The 3,456-nt window shown below is 71.0% G+C and carries 1 protein-coding gene and 1 pseudogene; both read right to left on the bottom strand.

The features are described from left to right. Positions 1–136: 136 nt before the first annotated feature. Positions 137–3,199 (bottom strand): efflux RND transporter permease subunit, encoded by a 3,063-nt coding sequence (locus DMC18_RS24755; protein ID WP_110133408.1) that lies wholly within the window; start codon positions 3,197–3,199, stop codon positions 137–139. Next, positions 3,196–3,456: pseudogene (locus tag DMC18_RS24750) on the bottom strand (hypothetical protein); the annotation flags it as partial. The gene DMC18_RS24755 and the pseudogene DMC18_RS24750, both read right to left, overlap by 4 nt.

Genomic DNA, 3,456 nt, shown 5'->3' with positions numbered 1-3,456 from the left:
ATCCCTCTCCCCTTGCGGGAGAGGGTGGCCCGCGAAGCGGGTCGGGTGAGGGGTCTCTCAGAAATCCGCGGACAGGCCTTTCGACCCCTCATCCGTCGGCCTTCGGCCGCCACCTTCTCCCGCAAGGGGAGAAGGATCAGCGTTCCTCCCCCCGCGCCGTCAGCCAGTACATCACCGGCGTCGCCACCCGCGACAGCACGGTCGAGGTCACCAGCCCGCCGATGATGGCGATGGCCAGGGGCGAGTAGAGGCCCGAGCGTTCGAGCGCCAAGGGCATGAGCCCGCCGATCGCCGTGGCCGAGGTCAGCAGCACGGGCAGGAAGCGCACCTCGCCGGCCTTCTCGATGGCGTCGTGCAGGCTCATGCCGTCGCGGCGCAGCTGTTCGGTGAAGTCGACCAGCAGGATCGAGTTCTTGATCTCGATGCCGATGAGGGCGATCAGGCCGATGGTGGCGGTGAACGACAGGGAATTGCCGGTCAGCCACAGGGCCGCCGCCGCGCCGAACACCCCGAACGGGATGATGCCGGCCACGACCAGGGCGGTCTTGAACTTGCGGAATTCCAGGACCAGCACCGCCAGGATCCCGAACACCGCCACCATCACCGCAGCGCCCAAGCCGGCGAAGCTTTCCGATTGGGCCTCGGCCTGGCCGCCCAGGCTCAGGGCGTAGCCGGGGGGCATGGGCAGCTCCTTCTGGAGCCTGGCCAGCACATCCTTGGTGACGTTGTCAGTCAGGTAGCCGGTGCGGACGAAGGCGGTGACCGTCACCGTGCGTTCGCGGTCGAAGCGGTCGATACGGGCGGGGCTGGACTTCAGGTTCGGCGCGGCGATCGCCGACAGCGGCGCGGCCTCGCCGTCGGCGGTGGGTACATAGACGCTCGACAGGGCCGACAGGGCGTTGCGGTCGGCGCCGTCCACGGCCTCCATCGGCAGGCGCACCTTGACGGCGTAGTCGTCACCGTCGGCGTCGCGGAAGCGGGCGGTCTCCTCGCCGGAGAGCGCCAGGCGCGCCACGCGGCGGGCCGCGCCGGCCGGCACGCCCAGGGCGGCGGCCTTGGCCTCGTCGACGCCGAGGTCGAGATCGGTGCGGTCCAGACGCACCGGGTTGCCGACGTCGCGCGTGCCCGGCGTGCTCTTGAGGATCGCCTCGGCGCGGGCGGCCAGCGCCTTCAGCACGCCGAGGTCACGGCCGGTGACGCGCACGGCGACCGGGGCCTCGATCGGCGGGCCGTTCTCGAACACCTCGACGCTGATCCGCGCGCCCGGATAGCGGGCGAAGTCGGCGCGCAGGCGGTCGAGCAGTTCCTCGCTCTTGCCCGGCTCCCAGGCCTTCAGGCTGGCGAACATCTCGCCATAGGTCACCGCGCTCTCGCGCTGGGACTGGTTGTAGAACACCTGCGGATTGCCGCGACCCAGGTTGGCGGCGCGCCAGACGATGTCGGGCTCGCGCGCCAGGCGCTGGTCGACATAGCGCAGGGCCGCGTCGGTGCGGGCCAGGGACGAGCCGTCGGGGGTGAACACCCGCACGACGAACTGCGGGGTCTCGGCGGCGGGGAACAGGCTGGAGCCGGCCGCCTTCAGCATCGGCACGGCCGTGGCGCAGAGGGCCAGCATGATGGCCAGGGCCAGCCAGGGCCGGGCGAGGGCGCGGTGCAGCACGGGCCGATAGACGGTGTGGATCACGCCGTTGACGGCCTGCAGCAGGCGGTTGCCCTCGGGATCGGAGTGCTTGTCCAGCACCCGGCTGGCCAGGAACGGGATGATGGTCAGAGACACGAACAGCGACGCGCCCACCGTGCACAGCACCGTCACCGGCAGCGAGCGGATATAGGCGCCCGAGCCGGCCGGCAGGGCCATCAGCGGCAGGAAGGCCAGCATCAGGGTGGCGGTGCAGCCGATCACCGCCAGGGCGATCTGGCCCGAGCCGTTGATCGCCGCGGAGGTCCGCTCCTCGCCCTCGCGGATCCGGCGGGCGATGTTTTCGGTGATGACGATGCTGTCGTCGACCAGCAGGCCCAGGGCCAGCACGAAACCGGCGATGGTCAGCTGGTTCAGGGTAAAGCCGAAGGCCTGGATCAGCGACAGGCCGATCAGCAGGCTGAGCGGGATCGACACCATCACCACCAGGCCCGCGCGCGGCCCCAGCGGCAGCAGGGTGATCAGCACCAAAACGAGGGCCACGGCGAAGTCGCGGAACAGGTTCTTCAGGCGGTGGTCGACATTGTGGGCCTGGACGAAGCCGCGTTCCAGCTTCACCCCGGCCGGCAGCACCTTCTCGTAGTCGTCCAGCACCTTCTCGACCGACTTGGTGATGCGGCCGACGTCCTGGCCATCCTTCTGGGTGACGGCGACGAAGACGGCGCGCTTGCCGTCGAAGCGGGTCAGGTGCGTCGGCTCCTCCTGGGCCCAGGCGACGTCTGCGACGTCGCGCACCCGCACCACCTGGCCGCCGAGCGAGCGGACGGGCGTGTTCCTGACAGTGTCCAGCGAGCGGAAGGCCCCGCCGGACTTGACGTTGAAGCGCCGTCCGCCGGCCTGCACCGCGCCGATCGGGGCCTCGATCCCGGCCGACTTCAGGGCGTCGGCGACAGCGGAGGCCGGCAGCTTGAGGGCGGCCAGGCGGGCCAGATCCAGCGACACCCGCACCTCCGAGGCCGGGGCGCCGTAATAGCGGGTCTGGCGCACGCCGGAGACGCGGTCGAGCCGTTCGGACAGGCGGTCGGCGACCTTCTCCAGCCGGCGCATGGGCAGGCTGTCGCTGACCAGGGCCACCTGGACGATGGCCACCTCGGTGGTGCGCACGCGTTCGATGTCCAGCCGTTGCAGGCCGGCGGGCAGGCTGCCGCGAATGGCGTTCACCTCGCGCACCACCTGGTCGAACTTGCGCTCGGGATCGACGTCCCAGGTGAAGAACACCCGGACCACGGCCGCGCCGTCGAGGCTGGTGCTCTCGACCTTGTCGATGCTGTCCAGGCCATAGACCGCCGTCTCGATCGGGTCGGCGACCAGCTGCTCCATCTCGGCCGGTTCGGCTCCGGGCAGCACCGCGCGGATCAGCACGATGGGGATCGGGAAGTGCGGGTCCTCGGACCGGGGGACGGTCATCAGGGCGTTGACGCCCAGCATCACCAGCAAGCCGAAGGCCACGATGGTGAACTGCCAGCGCCGGACGGCGAAGGCGGCGAGGTTGAGGTTCATCGTGCAGCGCTCTGGGGGGCGGCGACCTTGCGGGTCGGGGCCGCTAGCGCGCGCGGATCGACGACGCTGACCTTTTCGCCGTCGGAGACGAAGCCGGCGCCGGCCGTGATCACCCGGCTGCCGGGCGGCAGGCCGGCGACGAGGGCGTCGTCGCCGTCGAAGCCGCCGAAGCGCACCGGTGTGCGGCGGGCGGTGGTTCCGTCCAGGCGCAGCACGGCGGCCTTGTCGCCCGAGGCCTCCAGCAGGGCCTCGGCCGG

The sequence above is a fragment of the Caulobacter sp. D5 genome (genome assembly GCF_003185805.1).
Lineage (GTDB): Bacteria > Pseudomonadota > Alphaproteobacteria > Caulobacterales > Caulobacteraceae > Caulobacter.
The sequence above is the reverse complement of the archived record's forward strand: the minus strand, read 5'-3'. Positions and strand labels throughout refer to the sequence as shown.